Consider the following 24,473-nt stretch of genomic DNA (forward strand, 5'->3'; position numbering starts at 1 on the left):
TTTAATTAACTTTTTAAACATATTGCTTTACTTTTGATTGGTCTAAATAATTCACTATAAATACTGCATTTTGATCCATTGTATACCATTATCATTTGTAAGTTATTTATATTAAAGTATTATAATAATACAATTTAAAATACCTGTCTCCAAGATTCTGTAGAGACACTTGATGGTGGAGTGGTCACTGATCCACCACCATCACCACCTTCTACCTTCCCCCTATAAATATCTGGTCCTCCACCTTCAAAAGCAGCCTCACTCTCTTTTCGATTACTAACAATTGTGTAAAAATTTCCTTTGTAAATAGTGGTTTCTCCTACAATACCAATGCCGAGATCGATAACACTCGACCCGTCAGTAAGTGAAGTTCCACATTTTTTTTCAAGTTTTATTAAATTTGATTCGCCATCCACTCGACATGTTTCACTCTTAACTGGACTATAAACTGAAAAATATGCATATTTTGCATCCACAGCGGCCTCTGCTGTAACCTTAGACCATTGCCTATCTGGTAGGATGTTAGATAAATCCCGATACCAGCCTCTTTTACCTTCTCCAGGGCAGCTGCCTGTAAAGCCATCTTCTAACGAAGATGCTGTATAAGAGATGGTACCGTCAGTATTTACATGCTTAGGAAAATCCGTGTCTCGAATACCAAATATCCTATTATTGATTGTATCGTCCGTTCGTTGTAATCTAATAATATCCCCAGTGCCGGTATAATGATATGGAGTACCATCGACAAAACTATTAGTCAACTTGTGGTACATTAATCGATCATTTGCCAGTGTAGCTTGAGCATTAAGGTGATTTTCAGCAATAAATATGTCTGAATCAACCTTATCTACATCTGGATTTTTATCAGAATGCGCAAGATCTAGCTTCCATGTTTTTCCTTGTAAATCAGACACATATGCCAAAATACCGTAATAATTCGCACCACTGGCACTATCAGCACTAATTGCTGAAATAGCAGCAACTACACCATTAGCGATATCACTTTCAGAGGAGCTAGCTAATTCGATCGACTTAAGTACTGTTCCTTGCTTATCTGGCAAAGAGGCGCTTGGCTCGAGGTCAATAATATATATATATCTTGCATAGCCAGCAGACTCTTCATCAGCTCCTGCATAACCGCCACCCAAAACTGCCACCCATTTTAATTCATCGTTATAAGGTATTAATGTAATAAATGGTCGCGTCCAAGCTTCACTTAATTTAGAGTAATTAAGTCCGTCTGGAACAACCTCTTTAACATAGTCATAAGTCGTTAATGTGCCATCAGAAGCCCAGTAATCAACTACTCTCTTTGAGCCGTCATGTAAAAACGAAAATAAATGCGATGGACTGTCAGGATCTGTAATATCAATCGCATAATAACCTTTGCCGCCATAACCAAGACCAGCCATCAAAACGGTTCGCCATTGATCTTTATAATAAATATCTTTAATCGTGGGTGTGCCGTCCACAAGGTAAATGGAGTTGCTCTTACCTTTGACTCCATCACTACCTTTGGTTTTATGCATTTGTCGCAATTTGTCTAGTACTGGTGGTGGCACAAAGGCCCATAATTCTTCTAAAGATTCGGTATCAAAAGCATGCAGCATGCCGTCATTAGCAGCTGCATAAATCACCTCTTTTCTACTTACATTGGCAGCAATAAAATCAGAATATGGCTTAGTTCTGGTTTTTTTATAATATGCTCTAGACTTCTCAGAGGTGCTTGTATCAGAATTACTAGGCGGTATGGAAAGCACTAAATTTGCATGATAAATATCGGCTAACTTCCAGTCTCGTTCTTCTGTAAAGTTAGCATCTCCATCTTCATCATAAGAATCATGCCCTCTTATAAAATTAACGATATCATCCACTTCATCATCAACTGCTATTTCGGTATCTCTATATAAGGCAGTTTTAAGAACACTACGATTAGTTGTTGTAAAATTGTCATTACCTTTTGTAGAGGTTAGCACTCCATTTGTTGCTGTCCAAATATTTCTTTTAGAGGGTTTTTTATCTCTTAATAAAACACCCGCATCAATCGCAATAGATGTTGATACATCGCCTTTATTATCGCCATCAGTAATTAAATCTCTTCTATATAAGTGTCCCTTCCACTGCTGATCTTTTCTGTATTCAAAAGTTGTGTTATACAACCTATCCTTATAAGCTAAAATTTTTCCAGTCGCTTGCACTCTATCCAGGCTTGGCAAAGTTGCAGCCTTTGGTGGTAAATCGGTAGCCAGCTTAACGCCGCTCACCCCTTTAAATGCAAAAATAAAGGTAATTCCATCTCTTGAAGCTCTAGATGCTCCTAATGAATAAAGATCAGCACCAACGGCCTTAATAGCTTCTAGTGCTTTCACTCGTGTATTAGCCACACCGTAATACATCATAAATGAAACAGACTCACCACACTTTAAATCAGGAAATTGAAAGGTAAAAGAAGATCCATGATCTTGAGGTCCATTATGATCAAAATCAACATTCTTTGTGCTTCCTCTCCATGATAAATTTCTACATCCTCGTAACGGATCAGGGGTCTCAAAACCATTATCACATGACTCAATTAGCTTTGGAAAGCTTGAAGCTGCTATAGATTTACTAACACCGCCATGACTTACATACTCCCGAAACTCCGTAGGTGGAATATCCCAGTCCATGGTTCTTCTATAACGGACATTGTTTACCACCCCATCTGAGATATTGCTAATGGTAACTAGCCCTTGAAAAAGCGTATGTTGTGCTTCTGGTGCAGGCCCATAATCATGAGTGATTTGTAATATTTCACTGTCTTTAATAGGCGTTGACCCATATCCAGTCGGGCCCATCTTAGTTACCGATTTAATATTAGCGATACTAGGCTCAAATGAATCAAGCGTTAAGCCGTAAATACCACCCGTATCAACAGCCGCTCTCCCGACATAACCATTGCCGCTTACGCCCCAGCCTTCGCACAAACAGCCAGGAGAGGTGGCATCTTGCCAACTACCCACTGCCCTGCTTTTTCCACTTGGCCATTTATACGCCAACCCTGTTGCACCGGCATTAGAGACTATATTTCCAGTTCGTGTATTTAGATGGCCATGCTTATTAACGCCCAAAGCTATTGTTCGACTTTCAGAAACAACAGAGTTGTAAATAATTGCTCCTGTGGTTACATCAGAATATCGATGCCACGAATAAGTTTGCATTGATAGTAACAACAAAGACACTAATAAAATTATATTTTGATAAATTTTAAAATTTTTCATAATAATTACCTTTCTAATTAATTTTAACTATTTCTTCAACAATGGTTACATTTGGGTTATCTGAGTCACAACTACTCGAACTAGTCACACATGCTTTTGATCGAATCTTGTAATAAGAAATGTTAGAAATTATCACTCCTGTTCCAGCATCATCACTAACATCGTACCCCTCCTCTCCGTCGCCTGAGCCACTACCACTAACACTACCGCCTTCAGTCTCAGTTGAAACTGTACTTAAGCGAATAACTTCACACCGATAATAATGGGTACTCAATCGACTATCACTCGTCACGCTACTATCTATTCGTATTGGAGAATCGCCCATATATTTTTCACCAATAACCTTACAGACTGAACCTTCTGCAAAGCCCTCACAAGGGGTGCGAATTTCTTTTTCCGCGTTCAACCAGCGCTTAGCTTCAGCAATACAAGACTCTGCCGAATAAAGTGTTTCGCTGTTGCTGTTGTTCGACCTTACTTGATTTGCTGTTTTTTTTGTTTCATAAAATAACCCAATCCCCATAGTCGTCATCACCAGCAGTAACACCAGTGTAATAATGATAACAAAGCCTTCTCGTGATGAATGTTGAACTATAGGTTTCATAAAAGAATATTCCTAACTGCAACCGTTGAGAAAAAAACGTTGCGTTTATACTTGTCATTAAACTCAAAGTTGTAATTGCCAATATGATGCTCTTCATCTGTCACTTTGGTATAGGGTTTATTATCAGAATGAAGCTTATTTTTTGACCTGAGAGTAAGCTTAATATTGACCAATGATTCTTTGCCAGTTCTATTATTTTTAAACGCTAATGCGCGTACACCAATCACCGTTCCTCTAGTATTTCTATTTGTCTCTTGAATGCCCCATTCACCTGTGGATGGATTGTATACCCGTATAATGCCGCCAATTGATGCGCCTGTATAAAGGAGGCCATCAGGTCCAAATGCCAATGCGGTTACATCAATCACCGTTCCTCTAGTATTTCTATTTATCTCTTGAATGCCCCATTCACCTGTGACCGGGTTATATGCTCTTATAATGCCTGTATTTGATCCTGTATAAAGTAAACCATCAGATCCAAACGCTAATGCGCGTACACCAATCACCGTTCCTCTAGTATTTCTATTTGTCTCTTGAATGCCCCATTCACCTGTGGATGGATTGTATACCCGTATAATGCCGCCAATTGATGCGCCTGTATAAAGGAGGCCATCAGGTCCAAATGCCAATGCGGTTACATCAATCACCGTTCCTCTAGTATTTCTATTTATCTCTTGAATGCCCCATTCACCTGTGACCGGGTTATATGCTCTTATAATGCCTGTATTTGATCCTGTATAAAGGAGGCCATCAGGTCCAAATGCCAATGCGGTTACACCAATCACCGTTCCTCTAGTATTTCTATTTGTCTCTTGAATGCCCCATTCACCTGTGGATGGATTGTATACCCGTATAATGCCGCCAATTGATGCGCCTGTATAAAGGAGGCCATCAGGTCCAAATGCCAATGCGGTTACATCAATCACCGTTCCTCTAGTATTTCTATTTATCTCTTGAATGCCCCATTCACCTGTGACCGGGTTATATGCTCTTATAATGCCTGTATTTGATCCTGTATATAAATTATAAATATTAGTAATATTAGAAAACTGTAAATCCTCAACAAAATCAGCTAACACTTGTTCAGTGCCACTTTCTTCTGTTGCAAGTATTGTTCCATCTCTTCCAAGTACGTCAATTTTTTTATACAAACGATAACGAGTGGTGTCACTATCTAAAAGCTCATAATCAACCTTCTCTTTGCCTGGAAACTCTCTTACTGAATAAGCGATTCTTTTACGCTCTACACCATCTTCTGCATCTGTGGAATGATCATAAATAACACTTACACCGTCACAACAAACGTTATTACTTTCACTTAATACTAGTTGACTGGTAATACCGGTAGAAAAAATCTTGGGTCATGACAACTTAAGCGACTCTTTTCTAAACATTCCAAGCAAAACTTTATAAATATTTTGCTTGCGATTATTAAATCTAAATTCGCATTCTTTTAAGTGTAAATTAAACATACTTTTATCCATTCCTTTAAACTTTACCAATCTATTTTTAGCATAACCCCAGAATGATTCAATTCCATTAATATGTGAATTACCTCTGGCAAATTCATTCTTACTATGATGCACTCTAAAGTGCTTCTTATAATCAAAATCTACAAGCCCATTATACCCGCGCCATCCATCTGAATGAATAACGCTATCAATACTAGTCTTACCCTTGATAATCCTTTGCAGGGTGGCGCTACTACAGTCTGGAACTATTTCAGTGTACACTTGATCGCCACGTTTCAATAAACCAAATACTATTGTTTTACCCCTGGCACCACGGCCGCGTTTTCCGCGGACGCGCCGTGCGCCAAAATAACTTTCGTCAACTTCAATCTGACCCACTAAAGGATCAGATTGAAGCAAAGATAACTCTAAAATTCTAAGTCTAATAGCAGTTAAATATTTGTTAATTGTTTGCCTGCTTAAACTTGTTAAATGAGAGATTTGAGTTGCACTCGAATCCTCAGAAAACAACAAAATTATTTGCCTAAATTTGGCCTCTGAAATACGTGAACGAATCACATACTTGTTTTTTACTTTCATGACGGTACTTTAACAGGTTTTTAAACATGCTTAAGTTGTCATGACCCAAAATCTTATTTCCTGAAGAGTCTCGATGCTCATACCCTGCCATACGAATATCGCGCTCAATAATTCGCATAATAGCTCTACCCGAGGTATGCATATCAGCAATGCCAATGTTCTTTTCATATTGGGTTTTCACCATATCGTATGAGGCATAAGCAGCAATAATAACGATTGAACTAACAGCAAGTGCCACTAGCATTTCAACCAAAGTAAAGGCTTTTCTATTCAGCAACATTGAACACCCTCTTAATTACAACCGTATTTTTATCACGCTTACCACTTAATTTTATCAGCACGACATAAACATCTTTTCCATCAATTGTTTTTCTAACAACACGAATTTTTCTATCACCCGTGGTTCTTTCACCCATTTTTTTGCACCAACTTTTTAATCGGTTAAGATGATCTTCGGTTGATGCTGTTAGTGTCATATCATCACACCTAGTAACAAGATCTTTACCTTCATAAAAGCTAGCAACAGTAGATAAGTCTTTCTTTTCACTGTGTAGTGTTTCAATAATTTCACTGGCGTGGTAATTAGATTTTTCTTTATCAATAGAATCGTTCATTACTCGATTAGAAGTAGCAACTAGAGAATACACTCCCGCAAATCCAATGGCCAGAATAACCACTGAAACCAGTACCTCAACGAGTGTAAATGCTGACTTATTGTTCATATTTAAATAATCCTACATTTCCTGCCATGGCAGACTAGCGCTTTCAGAGATTTTCACTCTTTTAAACTCTTGAATAAAGCCTGTTGCACCAAAGATATTATTTTTATATTCATATTTTTTTCCACCATTGTCAAACTCTCCACCACATTGACGAGTAATAGTATAGCTTGCAGTAGTTGCACTACCATCCGCATGGAAGCACGTATTAATTGTGGAATCTGTTAAAGAGCTTTTGCCAATATCAGTAGTAAATGTATCGATAATACCCACTCCTGTAATGTCAGCTCCGCAACTACTTTTTATACCTTGTGGTCCCACCTTGACAGATACCAAAGCATTAACACCACTTCTATCAACAACAGCCATAATGGAGCTATTACGATTGACAGCTTCTGAGCGAAGCGTAGATAAAAAACCATTCAACTTAGAAAAATCATTTTTGACATCTTGACGGCAATACCAGCCATTTAAATTAGGGGCTGCCACCCCTGCTAAAATACCTAACACAGCGATCACTACTAATAATTCAATTAGTGTAAATGAAAGTCGATCACCCTTAATGGGCGCCATCAACGCCTTCCTGGGTTACCTGTCCACTTGCTATTAATTGCTCGATAGCATGATCCATTGTCACCATGCCTTCGCCTCGGGCTGTTTGCATAATAGATTCAATTTGGAAAATCTTGCCTTCACGAATAAGGTTTCTAACTGCATGATTACACACCATAATTTCAAAGGCTGCTGCGCGTCCTTGTCCATCTGCAGTTTTAAATAAGCGCTGTGTCGCCACCATTTGCAAAGATTGTGAAAGTTGCGCCCGAACTTGACCTTGTTGTTCAGCGGGAAATACATCGATAATTCGGTTAATGGTATTTGGCGCGCCAGAAGTATGCAATGTGCCAAATACTAAATGCCCCGTTTCAGCGGCGGTAAGCGCCAGCTGAATGGTTTCACGATCACGCATTTCACCTACTAAAATTACATCAGGATCTTCACGCAATGATGCACGAAGTGCACTTGCAAATGATTGCGCATCACGCCCCACTTCACGTTGAGATACTGTACATTCTTTAGAATGATGGATGTATTCGATTGGATCTTCTACAGTAAGAATATGACCTTTACGTGTTGCATTGATCTCACCAATAATAGCAGCAAGAGAAGTGGACTTACCCGAGCCTGTTGGCCCAGTAACCAAGATTAAGCCATTGGGCTTTTCAGCCATTTCTTGCATAATGAATGGTAATTTAAGCGATTCCATGGTGGGGATTTCAGTTTCAATTTTTCTGAGTACGGCTGAAAGGCCATCAGAGGTGTAGAAGAAATTGACACGAAAACGATAATTTCCAACTTCAATGGCTAAATCGACATCGCGAATTTCATCAAGGTGAGTTTTTTGATCTTCTGTGAGCACGTTATTAGCGAACTCCTTAAGTGCTTGTGCAGATATGATATCTTCACTCGGTTTAGTCATCTCGCCATTAATACGCAGAATTAACGGCTGATCCTCCTTAAGATGAATATCAGAAAATTTATATTCATTAGCATATCGCTCTATAACATCAAACATCACATTCCCCAAAAAAAATGACTTACTATTTATATGAATTTTTATTGTAGCATTAAACTGAGCATTATTCAGCTAAAATGGCTCATATGGGCATCTATTTAATTGCATTTGCAGTCGGACTAATTTTTGGTTCATTCTTAAATATGCTGATTCACCGACTTCCTCTAGGTGTTTCTCTGTTTGATCCTATTGGTTCTGAATGCCCACACTGTCATTATCAAATTAAGTGGTATGAAAATATCCCTGTTATTTCTTATTTGTTTTTAAAAGGAAAGTGCTCTAGTTGCTCTGGACAGATATCTATTGTTTATCCTATTGTTGAGCTAATTACTGGTGTAGTCACTGTATTACTTTACCAACATCAATGGTTTGATGTAGATCTGATATTAACTATTGTGCTGTTCTACACACTGATTGTACTTTCATTCATTGATTTTAAATATAAAGCTGTGCCTGATTATTTACTCATCATCGTACTACTACTCACTTTGATTGTTGGCGATTGGAAAAATACCTTAATCTTTATGGGTGGCTTTGTTTTATTAGAACTCATTCTAACTTTCTATATTCAAACCATCAAGGCAAAAATTACCAAAAACAAGGAGCTAGAAAATCAAAGGGCACTCGGTGAAGGTGATATGCCCATTGCTGGAGTAATTGGTGGCTTACTAGGAGTTCACTTAGGAATTTCTGCCATATTCCTCGCCACTATACTTGCGCTTATTCCTGCTATTTATGGACTGATAGTCAAGAAAGAAATAGAAACCCCATTTATTCCTTTTTTATCTTTAGGCTTACTCATCACTCTAATAACTGGGTTTAATTTGTTCACCTTATTCATCTAAAAATCGATGACAACATTTTGACAACATGCATTCCAAATCATACCAAAACACGCCAAGTTGAATTTTAAAAATACTTTAGTGGCAGTGTATACTGGGATATAGCATTATACAAGTCAGGTTCGAGCCCCGTTTCTCGATTTCTTGACAGATCTTTTTATCAAGAGCTATTTTCACTATAAAATTCGATAAAAAGTTTCACTACATTTTCACTACATCTATCATAAACATAGTTAAATACAGGCAATAACAATTTCAAAAACCCTTATACAGCGCTGTATTTAACTGTGCAATACATTGAAAACAGGATTCAAATCCCTGTCCCTCCACCATATTATTGCTTTTATACATTGAGAGTATTAACTCCCAATAATCTCTTTATCAGCAACCCAGAAACTCTGGCTTATCGCCTTCACTGTTTAAACTGAAAATACCAACTGTTTCTTGATTTTCAAGTGATGAAATAATGCTTGGGCGTTTTTTCTCATTAAGAAATTTTTTAGCTTATACTGTCATTAAAAACTGGGGCACACCCCCTTATATTCTGATCATTGTCTTTTTCTGGGGAGTTAGATGACAACCACTCGATACACTATATCTGGTATGACTCAAAGCGGTCAAAAATTTAGACCGAGTGATTGGACTGAGCGATTAGTTTGTACCCAACCCGAACAGTTAAAACGCTATAGCGGGCACTTAAAAATTCGACGAATTAACGGTATTAAATCTATCGTTTTTGATGATCAACTAAAATACGCTTGTGCTTTTACATTTGAGCGTCTTGTGTCTTTTGCCAAAACCAATCATTTAGTCTTTACCGAAGAAACTATTGAAGGTGGGACGCCTTAATCAACATAAGGCCCGTGTTGGTAAATAGGCTCCTTATGTGGCAGCCCGCTACAAAACATAAATTCACTATCTGTTGTTGCTTTAATCAATAAATCTTGCTGTGTTTCAGCATCAATTAATAGCGCCTGAGTGGCTTCAATTGTATGCTCGCCAAGCAGTAAGCTACCTGATAGAACATAAATTATTGCTTGCAAACCCTGATCAAGCGGTAGTTGATAATGATGATCCTTTAATAGATTAAAATGCTGATAGTTAATAGCAGTATGTAATGTAATCTTAGATTCTGTATTAACAATCGTTCGATAGCTGCCACCCTGAAAAGTGGTAACAGCAAGATCTTTGGCTAAAACTTCCTGATAACTTGGGTCAATATTTTTTAAACGTTTAGGTAGATTGATCCACAATTGAATGCCTGCATTTAGCTCTTTTTCTGCAGGCATTTCTGAGTGCACTATTCCCTTTCCTGCACAAAAAACTTGCGCACCGCCTGTACTGACAAAGGAATTGTTACCTAAATTATCTTGATGGCGCATACCGCCTTCCAACATGTAAGTAATGGCCTCAAAGCCTCGATGAGGGTGATCAGGAAAGCCTTGGCCGGTGGCAATATTAAAGTTATCCCATAATACAAATGGGTCACAGTTCATGCGCCCACTGATAGGAAACAAGCGATTAACGACAACACCCTCACCCTCGAGCGCTTCTTGTGCGTTGATTTTGATGATCATGCCAAACTCCTATAACACGACATTCCAATGCAATACTAGCATGGTTATAGAAATCTTACAAGAAACAACATCAACGAATGTCGCTTTTTCTTAGCCTTTACAGCAAGCTTAAAATATGGTTTTGTTAACTAAACACCATATTGACTTCGATAAGCCTCAATACGCTCAATTAACACTTCATCGTCGCCTTGCTTTAGGTAATCAATTAAGTGACCTAGGTTAATAATACTCAGTACTGCTATACCGAAGTTTTCTTCCACCTCTTGAATGGCTGACTTATCATCCTTACCTTTTTCCTGACGGTCAACTGCCACAATCACACCTTTGGCAGTTGCACCATTGGCAGTAATAATATCCATCGCTTCACGAATGGCAGTGCCTGCAGTAATCACATCATCAATGATTAAAATATCACCCTCAAGTGCATGACCAACAATATCGCCACCCTCGCCATGAGTCTTAGCCTCTTTGCGATTAAAACTATAAGGCACATTCATCCCGAATGAATCATTAAGCGCCATAGCCGCAGCGGTTGCTAGTGGGATGCCTTTATAAGCCGGGCCAAACAATACATCAAATTCTAGCGCACTTGCTTGAATAGCTTGGGCATAAAATTTACCCAACTTTGATAAATGCTCGCCCGTGTTAAAAGCGCCAGCGTTAAAAAAGTAAGGGCTTACCCTGCCTGATTTCAGGGTAAATTCACCAAACTTGAGTGCGCCGATTTCCAACATAAAATCTACAAAGTCTTTTTGATACTGTTCCATACATTCCTCTAAATCATTAAAATATTTCCAATGAAGAGAATTATAACGGCTAATGTCAACGGCATTCGTGCAGCTGAACGAAAAGGTTTTTTTGCCTGGATGAAAACTCAAGACGCTGATGTGGTTTGTGTGCAGGAAATTAAAGCGCAAGAAGACCAATTGGATGAGCGTTTTTATCCTGAAAATATTCACACCTACTACAAGCCAGCTGAGCGCAAAGGCTACAGTGGCACAGGCTTATATTGCAAGCAAAAACCCGATCGAGTTATTTTCAGCCCTTGGGAAGATTTTGATTTTGAAGGACGCTTTATTCAAGCCGATTTTGGCAATCTGAGTGTTATCTCAATTTACATCCCCTCTGGCTCGGCCAAGCAAGAGCGTCAAGATTACAAAATGGATTTTATGACAGAGCGCTTTTTACCTTATCTTCAAGATTTACAAAAAGATGGGCGCCAGTATATGATTTGTGGCGATATCAATATTGTGCATAAAGAGATCGATATCAAAAATTTCAAAGGTAATAAAAATCGTTCTGGCTGTTTGCCTGAGGAACGCCACTTTATGGATCAACTCTTTACGCAAGAAAAATTTGTGGATGCATTTCGAGAAGTAAACCAAGAAGCCGAGCAATACACTTGGTGGTCAAACCGAGGACAAGCTTGGGCCAATAACACCGGCTGGCGCATTGATTATCAAATACTCAGTAACAATTTACAAGGCTGCGTTCAGAATGCCAGTGTATACAAAAGCGAGCGCTTTTCAGACCATTCCCCCCTAATTATTGATTACGATTTATGAGTTTAGATAATAATAAAACCATTAGAAAAATTCAAAGTTTCGTTAAGCGCTCTGGCAGATTAACTGAAGGGCAAAAATATGGCCTTAATGATCTTTGGCCAAAATACGGCCTTGATCCAATAGCTGATCAGATTATTGATTTTCAAACGGTATTTGCAAAACGCCAAGATGTTATCTTAGAAATTGGCTTTGGCAATGGCGATTCATTATTGCAAATGGCCATCAACGAGCCTGAGCATAATTTTTTAGGTATTGAGGTTTATGAAGCGGGCGTTGGGCGTTTGATTAATGAAGCACATAAACATAATTTAACCAACCTAAAAGTTATCAAGGAAGATGCGGTAGAAATATTAAAAAACAACATTGCTGATGATAGCTTGTCTGGATTTCAGCTATATTTTGCAGACCCTTGGCATAAGAAAAAGCATCATAAGCGCCGTATTGTGCAAGCTGAATTTATGGATATTATCTCTAGTAAGTTGATAAACGGTGGATTTGTCCACATGGCAACTGATTGGGAGAATTATGCCGAACACATGATGGAAGTGCTCGAAGTGCACCCGCACTTTAAAAACACACTGAGCGCCCATACCTATTCATTAAGACCTGAACGTCGTCCAATTACAAAGTTTGAAAGGCGTGGCGAGCGATTAGGGCACGGTGTTTGGGATTTAATTTTTGACTGCGAGAAATAATATGATCTTTCCTTTATTTGTAATCATGACTTTGCTTGAAATTTATGTACTGGTTTCAGTGGGCGAATCCATCGGCGGACTGTCAACCGTTTTACTAGTCGTTGTCACGGCACTGATCGGCTCAATTCTACTCAAACAACAAGGTTGGTCAACCATGGCCAAAGCACAAAGTGCCATGGCCAATGGTCAAACACCAGCATTTGAAATGCTAGAAGGTGTAGTCATACTTATTTCAGGCGTCTTGCTATTAACCCCTGGGTTTATCACTGACGCCATTGGTCTATTGGGATTAATACCTTTTTCTAGGGCTTATTTTATTGATAATCTATTAAAGAAAAACGCTCAAAAGATATTTACAAAAAATAGTGCCTCGTTTGTACATAAATCGCCAGCAGATAAACAGTCAAATACTCAAAAAAATAAAACCCTTGAGGGTGAATTTTGGGAGGATTAAAAACTCTTGAGCAATGGCTTGCTTGGCAAGAATCTCTACATTCTCAAGAAATAGATCTCGGTTTAGAGCGTATTCAAAGCGTCTACTCAAGACTCTTTCCCGAGGGCGTTCCCTTTACCACTATTACGGTAGCTGGCACCAATGGCAAGGGCTCGACCATTGCTTTGATTGAAAGTATTTATCAACAAAGTATTTTTACAGTGGCCAAATTTACCTCGCCACATATCCTAAGCTATAACGAGCGCTTTGTTATGAATGGCATACAAGCAACGGATGATCAAATTTGTACAGCCTTTGAGGCAATAGAACAGGTTCGTAATAACACCTCGCTAACCTATTTTGAGTTTTCAACCTTAGCTGCGCTACTTATTTTTGCCGAGCAAAAAATTGATGTTGCTATTTTAGAAGTTGGCTTGGGTGGACGCTTAGACTCAACCAATGTGGTTGATACCGACATGGCCGTTATTACCAATATCGCCATTGACCATGTAGATTATTTAGGTGCTACGCGCGAGCTCATTGGCCATGAAAAATCAGGCATTATGCGTGCCAATATACCTTGTATTTGTGGTGACACCAACCCACCAGAGTCTCTCGCTAAACACGCCAATACCGTTGGCGCCTTATTGGAATTTGTACAGCAGCCTTATGCTGGCGAATTATTACTTACTGGTGATCATCAGCGACAAAACGCCGCTTTGGCTGCACTATGCGTCCATAAACTTCAGGCAAAGTTTAGCATTGATAATCAGGCACTCTCCCAAGGTCTTAAATCTGCTCAAATCGAAGGGCGTTTTCAAACTCAAACAATCAATAACAAGTTGGTCATTTTTGATGTTGCGCACAATGAAGCGGCCGTTCAAGCCTTGGCCCGAGAGCTAGCCAAAGACCAGCAGCCAACACTGGCCATATTTGCAGCCCTTAAAGATAAAAATATTGCGCATATGATTAATGCCATCTCACCTCAGATTGAGCAATGGCTACTTGTGCCTTTGGAAGTGCATAGGGCAACTGACATGAATTTTTTACTCAATCAGTTCTCACTTAAAGAAACTGCCCGTGCTTGTAGCAGTATGAGTGCAGCTATTGAGCGCGCATTGCAACAGCACTCTTGTCAACGTATTGTTATTTTTGGCTCTTTTCACGTTGTATCAGCTGCATTAAAAATACTTAAGTGATGCTTGATTGTAAAATCTTGTAAAATTGGCGCATATCACAAAGTGTTCTCCGGAGAGAGTCGATGAATGAGTTTTTTACCAGTATTTGGAATGTAATTGATCTATTGGTTTGGTCTGATTGGGCAACGCTCGCTATTTTAATCACATTCTTAGTATTAGGCTTTAAGCGAGGCATGGCCAAAGAGTTAATTAATCTTGCTTTTTTGTTACTGGCAATTGTGCTTGCTTGGTTGTTTTACCAGCCTTTAGCGACAAGTAAAGCCGTCACCTGGCTGCTACTTTCTCACCAATCACATATGGCCATTGCCTTTGGCATTCTTTTTGTTGGCGTACTACTTATTAAAAAATCTCTTTATAAACTCACCAACATCTCCTCTCAAATTAGCAATCCTTGTGCTTTAAATAAGCTTTTTGCCTATTTTGTATTCCTAAGTATTACAGCAACACTCAGTTGGTATTATTTAGATATTATTGCAAATCTAGGCATTATGGAGATTGTCGTCACCAATAGCTCAACACGAGTCGGCCTAGCTTTTACCATTACTTTTGCCATTATTATTGGCGCCTGCGTCGGTCTGTCTAACATGCTTAATATTTCGATTGACTCCTCAAAGCCTTGTGTCTTATCAACCTTATTTAAAAAAATTCTTGATACGCTACATGCTCTTGACCGCTTGTTAAATGCTAAAAATATTAGTGGCAATAGTAATAATTTTGGCGGTCTGCTGGTGGGTTTGATTAAGGGTAGTTTGGCCATTCTAATCATGGTGCTCGTCTTTCAAAGCATTGACAGTATTTCGCAACAACACTATTGGATTGAAGCAAACGGTGCATTAAGGTTTTTTCAAGATATCGCCTCAGATATTAAGCCTGCTTTATCAGAACACTTACTATTTATCGTAAACGAATAAGGAAAACTCTATGTGCGGCATTGTTGGCATTCTTTCTACTACTAAAAAAGACACGGCAGTTTATATCTATGACGCCTTAACCATTCTCCAGCATCGTGGCCAAGATGCTGCAGGCATTGTGACCGCACACAAAGGTCGATTCTACATGCGTAAATCCAATGGCCTGGTTAAAAATACTTTCAGAACCAAGCATATGGCTTTTTTGTTAGGTGATATGGGTATTGGTCATGTACGCTATCCGACAGCGGGCAGTTCAAGTGGTGCAGAAGCACAGCCTTTTTATGTTAACTCTCCCTACGGCATTGCCTTTGCTCACAATGGCAATCTAACTAACACCAAAGAGTTGGCCAAAGAATTATTCGAACAAGACCGAAGACATATTAACACCAATTCTGATTCTGAAATTTTACTAAACATCTTTGCCAGTGAACTTGACAAGCAAAAAAAGCAGCACATAAACGAACAAGATATTTTTGCTTCGGTAAAAAAAGTTCACCAGCGTGTTCGTGGCGCTTATGCCACCATCGGCATTATTCCAGGATTTGGTATTTTCGGCTTTAGAGATCCAAATGGCATTCGCCCACTTATTCTTGGAAAGCGTACCACTAAAGGCGGTACAAAACATATGCTTGCCTCAGAAAGTGTTGCATTAACAGCGCTTGGGTACGAAATAACCCAAGATATAAAGCCTGGGGAGGCGGTGGTTATTGATCGAGAAGGTAATATTATGGTGCAGCAATGTGCGCAACAACCAAAATATTCGCCTTGTATCTTTGAGTTTGTCTACTTTGCCAGACCTGACTCGGTCATTGACGATATTTCTGTTTACAAGGCCAGACTGAGAATGGGTGAACGCTTAGCAGCCAAAATCCATAAAGAATGGGATGGTGAAAAAATTGATGTTGTCATCCCTATTCCTGATACTTCGCGTGTTTCAGCATTGCAGCTTGCTAGCGAACTTAAGATTAAATACTCTGAGGGTTTAATTAAAAATCGCTATATTGCCCGAACATTTATCATGCCTGGACAGAAGCTACGTAAAAAATCTGTCAGACAAAAACTCAGTGCTATTGAACTTGAGTTTAAAGGCAAAAATGTCCTTCTAGTAGATGATTCAATCGTGCGCGGAACTACCAGTGAACAAATTGTAAAAATGGCTCGAGATGCTGGCGCTAAAAAAGTCTTTTTTGCCTCTGCCGCTCCCGCTGTTCGCCATCCTAATGTTTACGGCATTGACATGGCCAGCGAAAAAGAGTTTATTGCCCACAACAAAACCACGGAAGAAATCTGCCAAGCTATTGGCGCTGATCGCTTGATTTATCAAGACTTAGATGACTTAATTTGGTGTGTTCAACAAGGTAATAAAAAAATTACCCAGTTTGATTGCTCTTGCTTTAATGGGGAATACGTCACCGGTGATATCAACCAAAAATACTTAGACAACATTGAAGCCATTAGAGCGGACACTGTGAAAGAAAAAAACCACACCAACGAAAGCTCTGAACTCATCTGCAATGATGTAGAATGAATCTTATTTGTTAAATTTTTAAATCTAATGACAACTCTAAACTTCGATACTAAAGCAATTCGAGAGGGCTATCGGACAACGGGCGAACAAGAGCATTCTGAAGCCATATTTATGACTTCAAGCTTTGTGTTTAACTCAGCGGAACAAGCGGCCAATCGATTTTCTAAAGAAGAGCCTGGCAATATCTATGCGCGCTTTACCAACCCAACTGTCGATGCTTTTGAGAGAAAACTAGCAGCACTAGAGGGTGCTCAAGCTTGTGTGGCCACCGCTTCTGGCATGGCTGCTATTTTTGCCACACTTATGGCGCTCTTAAAATCAGGCGACCATATTATTGCCTCTCGCAACATGTTTGGCACAACCATTGTCTTATTAAATACCATTGTTACAAAATTCAACATCAGTATCAGTTATGTCGATCTATCAGATCTGTCTGCTTGGGAGGCAGCGATTAATGACAAGACAAAACTTTTCTTATTAGAAACACCCTCTAATCCCTTGGGGCAAGTAGTTGATATGAGCGCCCTTAGTAAAATCTCTAAAGCGCACGATATCTTATTGGCGGTTGACAATGCTGTCCTCACACCTGCACTGCAAAAGCCACTCGATCTGGGCGCGGATATTGTTATTCACTCTGCCACTAAGTATATTGACGGCCAAGGCCGTTGTTTAGCGGGCGCGGTATTAGCCACTGAAGATATTATTGAACAAGTGCATGGCTTTGTACGTGCCACAGGCCCGAGTTTAAGTGCCTTTAACGCCTGGATTGTACTTAAAGGCCTGGATACACTAAGCTTAAGAATGAAGGCACACTCAGATAATGCCATGAAATTAGCAACTTGGTTAGAGCAACAGACAACTGTAGAAAAAGTTCATTACTTAGGCTTGGAGTCACATGCACATCACCAGCTGGCCAAACACCAACAATCTGGCTTTGGCGGTATTGTTTCGTTTGAAATTAAAGGTGGCCGTGAAGCGGCATTTAAACTTGTCAATGCTACAGAAATTTTTTCTATCACTGCTAACTTAGGTGATACAAAATCTACTATTACACATCCATCAAGCACAACACACGGTCGCTTAACAGATGAAGAAAAATCAAGTGCTAATATTTCCGAAGGGTTGATCAGACTTTCTATTGGACTTGAAGATGTCAACGACTTGATAGCAGATATAAACAAAGGACTTTGATGTATAATTTCATCAAAAATGACATAAGGTAGATCTATGCAAAACTCATATTCATACGAAGAATTAATTCAATGCGGTAATGGCGAATTATTTGGCCCAGGCAATGCCCAATTACCACAACCACCGATGCTGATGTTTGATAGAGTCACTCACATCTCAGATGAGGGCGGAGAGCATGGCAAAGGTGAGATTATCGCAGAATTAGATGTCCATCCTGATTTGTGGTTTTTTGGTTGTCACTTTAACGATGATCCAGTCATGCCGGGCTGCTTGGGATTAGATGCTATGTGGCAGTTAATCGGCTTCCATTTGGGTTGGTTAGGTGGCCCTGGGCGCGGACGTGCACTGGGTGGTAGTATTAAATTTACTGGCCAAGTTTTGCCAACGGCTAAAAAAGTTACTTACCGTATTAACCTTAAACGTGTCATTGCTCGTAAACTTTACATGGGTATTGGCGACGCTGTCATGGAAGTAGATGGCAAGGTGATTTATGAAGCCAAAGATTTAAAAGTAGGCTTGTTCACTGATACGAGTGCTTTCTAATGAATAGAGTAGTCATCACCGGAATGGGAATTGTTTCTAGCTTGGGCGCAAATTGCAATGAAGTTTTAGAATCTTTAAAAACAGCAAAATCTGGCATTAAGTTTGATGAAAAACAAGCTGAAATGGGACTTAGATCACATGTCTCTGGACAAGTGGCTGAAGTCAATCCTAGTGAAATTATTGACCGAAAGATGATGCGCTTTATGGCAGATGCTGCTATCTACAATGCTATTGCATTGGATCAAGCCATCAAACAATCTGGCCTAACTGAAGAACAAGTTTCAAACCCACGTACCGGCCTTATTATGGGATCTGGTGGCGCCTCTAACCAAAATGTAGTTGAAGCAGCAGATATTTTAAGAGAGAAAGGTATTAAACGTGTTGGACCTTATCGTGTTCCACGCACCATGGGTTCAACAACTTCAGCTTGCTTATCAACCATGTTCAAAATTAAAGGCATTAATTACTCAATCAGCTCGGCTTGTTCTACTTCTGCCCACTGTATTGGTAATGCGATGGAACAAATCCAAATGGGTAAGCAAGATATCGTATTTGCGGGTGGCGGTGAAGAGCTAGATTGGTCGCTTACAATGTTATTTGACGCCATGGGCGCACTATCTTCTAAATACAATGAAACGCCTGAAAAAGCATCGCGTGCTTACGATGCTGATCGTGACGGCTTTGTAATTTCTGGCGGTGGTGGCGCATTGGTTCTTGAATCATTAGAACATGCTCAGGCACGTGGTGCGACTATTTTAGCCGAGTTGACTGGTTATGGCGCCACCTCCGATGGCTTTGACATGGTTGCACCATCAGGTGAAGGTGCAAAGCGCTGTATGGAGCTTGCTATTTCTACTGTTAATGGTCCAATTGATTATATCAATGCACATGGTACCTCGACACCAGTTGGTGATACGAAAGAGCTTGGTGCTATCAAGGAAGTCTTTGGCGATAATATTCCGAATGTTGGCTCAACCAAATCTTTATCGGGCCATGCACTAGGTGCAGCTGGCGTTAACGAAGCTATTTATTCATTACTAATGATGCAAAATAGCTTTATGGCTGAATCTGTTAACATTGAAAACCTTGATGAAGCTGCTGAAGGTGTTCCTATTGTTCAGTCAACTACCATTCAATCAATTAATCGAGTGATGTCGAATAGTTTTGGCTTTGGAGGCACAAATGCTTGCTTAGTATTTGAAAAATTCAAAGCATAAATCAATCTAACTAAATAGATAAAAAAGGCCGCTTAATTTGCGGCCTTTTTAATAGATGGAATACCAGTTAACAAACTAAGGCCTAGTGTCAACCTCTTGTTTTTCCTTCTCAGAAGGAAGCATATCCTCTTTTGTAATACCCATAGCAAGAATCATTGAGCTAGCAACGTAGATCGAAGAATAAGTACCAATAAGTACGCCAATTAATAGCGCCATTGCAAAGCTATGAATAATCTCACCACCCAAAAAGAACAAGGCTACTAGCACTAACAAAGTCGTTAATGACGTCATAATTGTTCTAGATAAAGTTTGATTAAGCGCACCATTAATAATAGTTGCTGGATCTACATGGCGAGTCGAAAGAAAGTTTTCGCGAATTCGGTCAAACACCACAATCGTATCATTAAGAGAGTAGCCGATCACCGCCAAAATTGCCGCCAAAACCGTTAAATCAAATTCAAATTGAAATAGCGAAAAGAAGCCCAGCGTGATAATAACATCATGAATAAGGGCAGAAATAGAGCCCAGTGCAAAACGATATTCAAAGCGAAATGCGACATAAATTAAGATACCTATCAATGCATATAGCATTGCCAAGCCGCCATCATTGGTCAACTCCTCTCCAACCTTAGGGCCAACAAATTCAACACGTCGAATATCTACATCACTACCTAGTAATTGAATGATCTTAGTACTTAGCTTAGCACTTGAAATTGACTGCGGCTCAAGACGTATTAATATTTCATTGGTAGAACCAAAGTACTGAACATTAGCCCTATTAAAGCCAGCCTCAGCCATTGTCGCTCTAACTTCAGATAGATCTACACCTTGTTTGTAGCCAACCTCGATTAAAGTTCCACCCGTAAAGTCGATACCTAGTTTTAGGCCATTGGTGGTTAATGTAAAAATACTAAGCACAACCAGCATCGCTGAAAAAATAATAGCATAGGTACGCTTGCCAACAAAATCAATGCTTGGAACATTTAAAGCTTTTAGGCTCATATTGATATCTCCTCTAATTTTTTACCGCCATAAATCTTGTTGATGATGGCGCGTGAGACAATAATGGCCGTAAACATAGAAGTCACAATACCAATAGACAAAGTAATAGCGAAACCCTTAATTGGGCCTGTACCGAAACTAAACAGCACTAAGGCGGCAATTAGCGTGGTAATATTAGCATCTGCAATCGTTAACACCGCCTTATCATAACCAGCAGCAATGGCTTTTTGAATATTACCATTTGAGCCCAGCTCTTCTTTAATACGCTCAAAAATAAGCACATTCGCATCAACTGCCATACCCACAGTTAGCACAATGCCAGCAATACCTGGCAAGGTTAGCGTTGCTTGCAATAATGACAAGAAAGCCACAATCATGACCAAATTAAGCGTCAAGGCAATGTTTGCTACCAAGCCAAAAACACGGTAACGCATTGCCATAAAGATCAATACCAAAATAAAACCAACAATCACACTCATCACACCTTTGGCAATATTATCTGCACCCAGACTTGGGCCAATAGTGCGCTCTTCAATAATTTCAATTGGCGCTGAAAGTGAGCCCGCTCTTAATAAAAGTGCCAAGTTTCTGGCCTCACGTGCGCTATCAATACCGGTAATTTGAAAACGTGATGAAAAGGTGCCTTGAATAGTAGCGGCATTAATAATATCCTGTGTTTTCGAACGATTTTTAACCAACTTGCCATTCTTCAACACCGTCTCAACTTTGTTTTCAATAAAGACTACCGCCATGCGATGATGTAAATATCTTTTGGTTGTATCTAGCATGGCTCGACCACCTGCACTATCTAGTGTGATATTAACCATAGGCGTGGCATTCTCTGAATCCACACCAGAAGCAGCGCCTGTAATATTCTCACCTGTTGCAATAACACGTGTTTTTAACAGTAGCGGGCGTCCGTCTCTAAAATAATAAAGCTTAGAGCCAATTGGTGCTCGGCCAGATTGAATGGCGGTTTGTGGATCATTTTTTTCATCAACTAGACGAAACTCTAATGTGGCTACCGCACCCAAAATCTCTTTTGCACGCGCTGTATCTTGCACACCTGGAAGCTGAACAACAATACGCTCTAGGCCTTGTTGCTGAATAATAGGCTCCGCCACACCCAGCTCGTTCACTCGATTTCTTAATGTGGTAATATTTTGCTTCAGCGCATGACTCTTGGCCTCAGCCAAAGCACTATCACTAATACCAATACTTACATATAAGTCATCTTCATGAGCAATATCCAAAACCAGCAAATCATCTAATTCAGATTTGATTAAATCTAGTCCCGCTGCTTTTGTTGTTGGCGTTTTAAAATGCACCAATAGCGCGCTGCCTTCTTTCTTGATACTTTTATAGAGTCGATCTTGTCGCAATAATGTACGCAATTCATTGTAAGATTTATCAAGCGACGTATTTGCCACTGCTTGCATATCAACTTCTAGAAGAAAATGCACGCCACCACGAAGATCCAAGCCAAGCGACATTGCCTTGCCGCCAAGGCCTGATAGCCATGATGGAACAGATGGTGCCAAATTAAGAGCCGTTACGTAGTTACGCCCCAAATCCTGCTTTAGAATCTCTTTAGCGCTGAGCTGGGATTTGCTATCCTCAAACCTTGCCAACACTCGACGCCCAACCAACTCAAGTGATTTATAATTCACTTTTTGGCTATCAAGTATCGTTTTAACTTTGTCTAAGTCAGATTCAACAACAGCCGCGTCACCCGCAGCAGAGATTTGCACCGCTAAGTCTGATCCAAAAACATTCGGCAGGGCGTATAACGCTGACAACAATAAAAAGAATGCGATTAACGTATTCTTAAGTGCAGAAAATTGATTCATGAAAAGCCTTTGATTAATTAAATTTTGGCACTACCCTTAGGTAACTTTTGATTAATGCCTTGCTTTTGCACTTTAACCACGACATTTTGAGCAATTTCCAAAGTTGCAAAAGATTCATCAACCGACATAACTTTTCCGACCACACCGCCATTAGTGACCACTTCATCGCCCGCTTTTAAAGCGCCCAATAAAGTTTTGTGCTCTTTTGCACGCTTTTGTTGAGGTCTGATGAGTAAAAAATACATCAGCACAAACATGATAATCAAAAATGGTAGGCCACCCATTGGATCGCCTAAACCAGTAGTCGCTTCTTCTGCAAAGGCAGGGGTAATAATCAAGTCTAATAAATTCATTTTTTCTCCTATTAATTAATAATCTCTAAACCACCCATGTAGCTTTGCAACACGGTTGGAACTTTAATACTGCCATCAGCTTGCTGATGGTTTTCTAACACAGCTACCAGTGTTCGACCCACCGCAAGGCCTGAGCCATTTAGGGTGTGTAATAACTCTGATTTATTGGTTTCTTTATTTTTATATCTGAGTTGTAAGCGACGCGCCTGAAAATCTTCAAAACAAGAACAAGAAGAAATTTCTCTATAAGCACTTTGACCAGGCAGCCACACTTCTAAATCATAAGTTTTGGCCGCTGAAAAACCCAAATCACCTGTGCATAAATTTACCTTTCGATAAGGCAACTCTAGAGCCTGCAAAATACCCTCAGCATGAGAGGTCAAAACTTCCAAAGTCTGGTAAGAATCTTGAGCTTTGACCACCTGCACCAACTCCACTTTCTCAAACTGATGTTGCCGGATTAAACCACGCGTATCACGCCCATAAGCACCTGCTTCAGATCTAAAGCTAGGCGTATGACCAACAAATTTCAAGGGTAAATCTTTTTCATTCACTATTCTGTCACGCATCATATTGGTAATTGGTACTTCACCCGTAGGAATTAAATACAATGTTTTAGCCTCGCCCTCTTCACCGTGCAAATGGGTTTTGAATAAATCCGCCTCAAACTTTGGTAGTTGGCCCGTACCCGTTAAAGATTCGGCATTCACCAAATACGGCACATAAGCCTCAACATAGCCATTCACTTCGCTGTGCTGATCCAGCATAAATTGCGTGAGTGCACGATGAAGGCGAGCCATTTTGCCAGTCATAACTGAAAAACGCGAGCCTGAAATTTTTGCCGCTGTCTCAAAATCAAGTCCGTGCATCTCGCCCAGATCAACATGATCTTTAACGGCAAAATCATACACGCCCGGCTCACCCCATTTCGCCACTTCAACATTATCGTCCTCAGAGTTGCCAGCAGGTACTGACTGATGAGGAATGTTTGGCATTGATAAGGCAATTTCATCAATCTGGGCTTGAATTTCTTGCAGCTCAGATTTAGCAGCGTCCAGCTCATCGCCTAGGTCTGAAACCGCAGCTAGCAGGGGCTTAATATCCTCACCAGCGGCCTTAGCTTTACCAATAGATTTAGACTGCGTATTACGCAAGCTTTGCAGCTCTTGGGTTTTAACCTGATTTTTTTTGCGACTATTTTCTAATTCAGTTAACACCTTGATATCAAAAGAAAAATTACGTCTACTAAGTGCCTGTGCGACTGCTTCCACATCATTTCTTAGTTGCTTTCTACTTAGCATTGTTATATAATGATTTCCTTATATTGGTTTGAAATTCTTTTAGACCTAAGATTTCAAATAAA

General features: G+C 39.8%; 25 protein-coding genes. 11 read left to right on the plus strand and 14 right to left on the minus strand.

Features of this window, described 5'->3' with window-relative positions; all coding sequences use genetic code 11:
• Positions 1–134 precede the first annotated feature (134 nt).
• The 8 genes from SP60_RS03360 to SP60_RS03395 form a co-directional block, all read right to left on the minus strand.
• Positions 135–3,257: a pilus assembly protein gene (locus SP60_RS03360; RefSeq protein WP_053951284.1), complete on the minus strand. Its 3,123-nt coding sequence runs from the start codon at positions 3,255–3,257 to the stop codon at positions 135–137.
• Between the two features lie 13 nt (positions 3,258–3,270).
• Positions 3,271–3,861 (minus strand): hypothetical protein, encoded by a 591-nt coding sequence (locus SP60_RS03365; protein ID WP_053951285.1) that lies wholly within the window; start codon positions 3,859–3,861, stop codon positions 3,271–3,273.
• Entirely contained in the window at positions 3,858–5,012 is a 1,155-nt protein-coding gene (locus tag SP60_RS03370; protein WP_053951286.1) for a WD40 repeat domain-containing protein, read from the minus strand. The genes SP60_RS03365 and SP60_RS03370 overlap by 4 nt, the downstream gene beginning before the upstream one ends.
• Positions 5,013–5,222: 210 nt before the next feature.
• The gene (locus SP60_RS03375) at positions 5,223–5,912 is read right to left on the minus strand and encodes an IS1595 family transposase (RefSeq protein ID WP_053951129.1); all 690 of its coding nucleotides are present in this window, start codon (positions 5,910–5,912) and stop codon (positions 5,223–5,225) included.
• The gene (locus SP60_RS03380; RefSeq protein WP_053951287.1) at positions 5,857–6,192 is read right to left on the minus strand and encodes a PilW family protein; all 336 of its coding nucleotides are present in this window, start codon (positions 6,190–6,192) and stop codon (positions 5,857–5,859) included. Before SP60_RS03380 ends, SP60_RS03375 begins: the two co-directional genes overlap by 56 nt.
• The gene (locus SP60_RS03385) at positions 6,179–6,634 is read right to left on the minus strand and encodes a type IV pilus modification PilV family protein (RefSeq protein WP_053951288.1); all 456 of its coding nucleotides are present in this window, start codon (positions 6,632–6,634) and stop codon (positions 6,179–6,181) included. Before SP60_RS03385 ends, SP60_RS03380 begins: the two co-directional genes overlap by 14 nt.
• Positions 6,635–6,646: 12 nt before the next feature.
• Positions 6,647–7,204: a pilus assembly FimT family protein gene (locus SP60_RS03390; RefSeq protein ID WP_053951289.1), complete on the minus strand. Its 558-nt coding sequence runs from the start codon at positions 7,202–7,204 to the stop codon at positions 6,647–6,649.
• On the minus strand, positions 7,191–8,204 hold the full coding sequence (locus tag SP60_RS03395) for a type IV pilus twitching motility protein PilT (RefSeq protein ID WP_053951290.1): 1,014 nt from the start codon (positions 8,202–8,204) through the stop codon (positions 7,191–7,193). The genes SP60_RS03390 and SP60_RS03395 overlap by 14 nt, the downstream gene beginning before the upstream one ends.
• An 86-nt stretch (positions 8,205–8,290) precedes the next feature.
• Between SP60_RS03395 and SP60_RS03400 the strand changes: the two genes are divergently transcribed.
• Both SP60_RS03400 and SP60_RS03405 read left to right on the plus strand, forming a co-directional pair.
• Positions 8,291–9,049: a prepilin peptidase gene (locus SP60_RS03400; RefSeq protein WP_053952209.1), complete on the plus strand. Its 759-nt coding sequence runs from the start codon at positions 8,291–8,293 to the stop codon at positions 9,047–9,049.
• Between the two features lie 570 nt (positions 9,050–9,619).
• Positions 9,620–9,895: a DUF3579 domain-containing protein gene (locus tag SP60_RS03405; RefSeq protein WP_082319634.1), complete on the plus strand. Its 276-nt coding sequence runs from the start codon at positions 9,620–9,622 to the stop codon at positions 9,893–9,895.
• On the opposite strand, the gene SP60_RS03410 is transcribed toward SP60_RS03405, so the two are convergent.
• Both SP60_RS03410 and pyrE read right to left on the minus strand, forming a co-directional pair.
• Positions 9,892–10,623, minus strand: coding sequence for a pirin family protein (locus SP60_RS03410; RefSeq protein WP_053951292.1), 732 nt, complete (start codon positions 10,621–10,623; stop codon positions 9,892–9,894). The two genes, SP60_RS03405 and SP60_RS03410, sit on opposite strands and share 4 nt — an antisense overlap.
• A gap of 128 nt (positions 10,624–10,751) precedes the next feature.
• On the minus strand, positions 10,752–11,390 hold the full coding sequence (pyrE, locus tag SP60_RS03415; protein ID WP_053951293.1) for an orotate phosphoribosyltransferase: 639 nt from the start codon (positions 11,388–11,390) through the stop codon (positions 10,752–10,754).
• Positions 11,391–11,420: 30 nt separating this feature from the next.
• On the opposite strand from pyrE, the gene SP60_RS03420 reads away from it, so the two are divergent.
• The 9 genes from SP60_RS03420 (at position 11,421) to fabB (ending at position 19,905) form a co-directional block, all read left to right on the plus strand.
• Positions 11,421–12,188, plus strand: a complete 768-nt coding sequence (locus SP60_RS03420; RefSeq protein WP_053951294.1) for an exodeoxyribonuclease III — start codon at positions 11,421–11,423, stop codon at positions 12,186–12,188.
• Positions 12,185–12,883, plus strand: coding sequence for a tRNA (guanosine(46)-N7)-methyltransferase TrmB (gene trmB / locus SP60_RS03425; protein ID WP_053951295.1), 699 nt, complete (start codon positions 12,185–12,187; stop codon positions 12,881–12,883). The genes SP60_RS03420 and trmB overlap by 4 nt, the downstream gene beginning before the upstream one ends.
• A gap of 1 nt (position 12,884) precedes the next feature.
• Positions 12,885–13,337 carry an FxsA family protein gene (locus tag SP60_RS03430; RefSeq protein ID WP_053951296.1) on the plus strand — a complete coding sequence of 151 codons (453 nt, stop codon included), beginning with the start codon at positions 12,885–12,887 and terminating at the stop codon, positions 13,335–13,337.
• On the plus strand, positions 13,325–14,515 hold the full coding sequence (locus SP60_RS03435; protein WP_053951297.1) for a bifunctional folylpolyglutamate synthase/dihydrofolate synthase: 1,191 nt from the start codon (positions 13,325–13,327) through the stop codon (positions 14,513–14,515). Before SP60_RS03430 ends, SP60_RS03435 begins: the two co-directional genes overlap by 13 nt.
• A 62-nt stretch (positions 14,516–14,577) precedes the next feature.
• Complete coding sequence (locus SP60_RS03440) at positions 14,578–15,426, plus strand: CvpA family protein (protein WP_053951298.1); 849 nt, start codon at positions 14,578–14,580, stop codon at positions 15,424–15,426.
• A gap of 10 nt (positions 15,427–15,436) precedes the next feature.
• Positions 15,437–16,954 carry an amidophosphoribosyltransferase gene (gene purF / locus SP60_RS03445; RefSeq protein WP_053951299.1) on the plus strand — a complete coding sequence of 506 codons (1,518 nt, stop codon included), beginning with the start codon at positions 15,437–15,439 and terminating at the stop codon, positions 16,952–16,954.
• Between the two features lie 27 nt (positions 16,955–16,981).
• Positions 16,982–18,145 carry an O-succinylhomoserine sulfhydrylase gene (locus SP60_RS03450; protein ID WP_053951300.1) on the plus strand — a complete coding sequence of 388 codons (1,164 nt, stop codon included), beginning with the start codon at positions 16,982–16,984 and terminating at the stop codon, positions 18,143–18,145.
• A gap of 36 nt (positions 18,146–18,181) precedes the next feature.
• Positions 18,182–18,688: a 3-hydroxyacyl-[acyl-carrier-protein] dehydratase FabA gene (fabA, locus tag SP60_RS03455; RefSeq protein ID WP_053951301.1), complete on the plus strand. Its 507-nt coding sequence runs from the start codon at positions 18,182–18,184 to the stop codon at positions 18,686–18,688.
• Positions 18,688–19,905 (plus strand): beta-ketoacyl-ACP synthase I, encoded by a 1,218-nt coding sequence (gene fabB, locus SP60_RS03460; RefSeq protein WP_053951302.1) that lies wholly within the window; start codon positions 18,688–18,690, stop codon positions 19,903–19,905. The genes fabA and fabB overlap by 1 nt, the downstream gene beginning before the upstream one ends.
• A 75-nt stretch (positions 19,906–19,980) precedes the next feature.
• On the opposite strand, the gene secF is transcribed toward fabB, so the two are convergent.
• The 4 genes from secF to serS are packed head-to-tail and all read right to left on the minus strand — an operon-like array spanning position 19,981 to position 24,411.
• On the minus strand, positions 19,981–20,907 hold the full coding sequence (secF, locus tag SP60_RS03465) for a protein translocase subunit SecF (RefSeq protein WP_053951303.1): 927 nt from the start codon (positions 20,905–20,907) through the stop codon (positions 19,981–19,983).
• Positions 20,904–22,757, minus strand: a complete 1,854-nt coding sequence (secD, locus tag SP60_RS03470) for a protein translocase subunit SecD (RefSeq protein WP_053951304.1) — start codon at positions 22,755–22,757, stop codon at positions 20,904–20,906. Before secD ends, secF begins: the two co-directional genes overlap by 4 nt.
• A gap of 17 nt (positions 22,758–22,774) precedes the next feature.
• Complete coding sequence (gene yajC, locus SP60_RS03475) at positions 22,775–23,110, minus strand: preprotein translocase subunit YajC (protein WP_053951305.1); 336 nt, start codon at positions 23,108–23,110, stop codon at positions 22,775–22,777.
• 11 nt (positions 23,111–23,121) lie between these two features.
• The gene (gene serS, locus SP60_RS03480) at positions 23,122–24,411 is read right to left on the minus strand and encodes a serine--tRNA ligase (RefSeq protein WP_053951306.1); all 1,290 of its coding nucleotides are present in this window, start codon (positions 24,409–24,411) and stop codon (positions 23,122–23,124) included.
• Between the last annotated feature and the right edge of the window lie 62 nt (positions 24,412–24,473).

Origin of the sequence: Candidatus Thioglobus autotrophicus (assembly GCF_001293165.1) — a bacterium.
GTDB classification, from domain to species: Bacteria; Pseudomonadota; Gammaproteobacteria; order PS1; family Pseudothioglobaceae; genus Thioglobus_A; species Thioglobus_A autotrophicus.